This window comes from Streptomyces kebangsaanensis (genome assembly GCF_001906585.1).
In the GTDB taxonomy this organism is placed as follows: Bacteria; Actinomycetota; Actinomycetes; order Streptomycetales; family Streptomycetaceae; genus Streptomyces; species Streptomyces kebangsaanensis.
On the sequence record NZ_JUJA01000164.1, the window covers coordinates 136,402 to 137,808 of the forward strand.

Below are 1,407 nucleotides of genomic sequence, written 5' to 3' on the forward strand. Positions count from 1 at the left end.
CCCGCCGTGCCCGGCACGTGCTGGACGCGGCGGGCCTGTCCGAGGTGCGCATCGTCGCCAGCGGTGGCCTCGACGAGTACCGCGTGGACGACCTGGTGCGCTCCGGAGCGCCCATCGACGTCTACGCGGTCGGCACCCGCGTCGGCACCTCGGCGGACGCCCCCTACCTCGACTCCGCCTACAAGCTGGTGGAGTACGACGGGCGCCCGGTCATGAAGCTGTCCTCGGCCAAGGTCACGGCACCCGGGCGCAAGCAGGTCCACCGCCGCCCCGGCAGGCCCGACCTCGTCGCGCTGTGCGACGAGCCGGGCCCTCCCGGGTCGGAACCGCTGCTGCGCACCGTCATGCGGGACGGCAGCCGCACCGGTCCGCCCGGCACCCTCGTCGAGGCGCACGAGCGTCTGCTGGCCGACCTGGCCGCACTGCCCGGGGCGGCCCTCCGCGTCCGCGCCCCGGTCCCGCCCGTGCCGGACCTGTCCGCGCGCCTGACGCGCACGACGGCGGCCCTCCGTGAGCGTCTCGTCGCGCAGGGCGGCGTCACCGCTCCGGCGGCCGGGACCAGCCGCTGATCCGCCACCGGCGTCCTCCGGCTGGCAGGGTGCCGCCCGGCCTGGCAGCGTGGGCGCAGAGGCCGCGACCCCGCGCACTGACGCCGGCGGCCGGCCGCCCTGGAGCGGGCGGGGCGGCGCCAGGCGCATCGGTCCGAGGACCGGAGGAGAGAACCATGCACCACCGAACGGTCGAAGACCTCATGACCCACGGTGTCGTCCGGGTGCGGCGGGACACCCTGTTCAAGGACATCGTCCGGACCCTGGCCGACCACGACGTGACCGCCGTACCCGTCGTCGACGACCTCGGCCGCCCCGTCGGGGTGGTGTCGGAGGCCGACCTGCTGCGCGCGGTGGCCGGCCGGTCCGACCCGGCCGGGCTGCTCCCCCAGCTCCACCCGGAAGGCCTGGAGGAGGTGTCCGACGGCGCCACGGCCGAGGAGCTCATGACGGCTCCGCCGGTGTGTGCCCGGCCGGGGTGGAGCGTCGTCGAGGCCGCGCGCACGATGGACGCCCACAAGGTCAAGCGGCTTCCCGTGGTCGACGAAACGGGCGTCCTGACGGGGATCGTCAGCCGCGGCGACCTCCTGCGGATCTTCCTGCGCCGCGACGAGGCGATCCGCGAGGAAATCGCCGCCGACGTCCTCGTCCGGACCCTGGGCCTCTCCCCGGCCGATCTCTCGGTCACCGTGAGGGACGGCCGGGTCGCCCTCAAGGGCACCGTGGAGGCCAGGAGCCTCGTCCCGGTGATCGAGCGCCTGTGCCGCGGGGTCGACGGGGTCGTCTCCGTCTCCGCGGACATCACCGGCCCCGCCGGCGATCCGAGCGGCCCTTCCGGCCACCGCTGACGCCCGCCCGC

1 protein-coding gene and 1 pseudogene are annotated in these 1,407 nt (G+C 75.9%); both read left to right on the top strand.

From position 1 onward, the window contains the following. Nucleotides 1-569 (top strand): annotated as a pseudogene (locus RH94_RS45440) (nicotinate phosphoribosyltransferase); the annotation flags it as partial. Nucleotides 570-724: 155 nt separating this feature from the next. Beyond that, nucleotides 725-1,396, top strand: a complete 672-nt coding sequence (locus tag RH94_RS33700) for a CBS domain-containing protein (RefSeq protein ID WP_073952116.1) — start codon at nt 725-727, stop codon at nt 1,394-1,396. Nucleotides 1,397-1,407 lie beyond the last annotated feature (11 nt).

What these genes read in the sequence shown, in the direction of transcription:
- RH94_RS33700 (WP_073952116.1), top strand. Translation starts at nt 725, where the DNA reads ATGCACCACCGAACGGTCGAAGACCTCATGACCCACGGTGTCGTCCGG.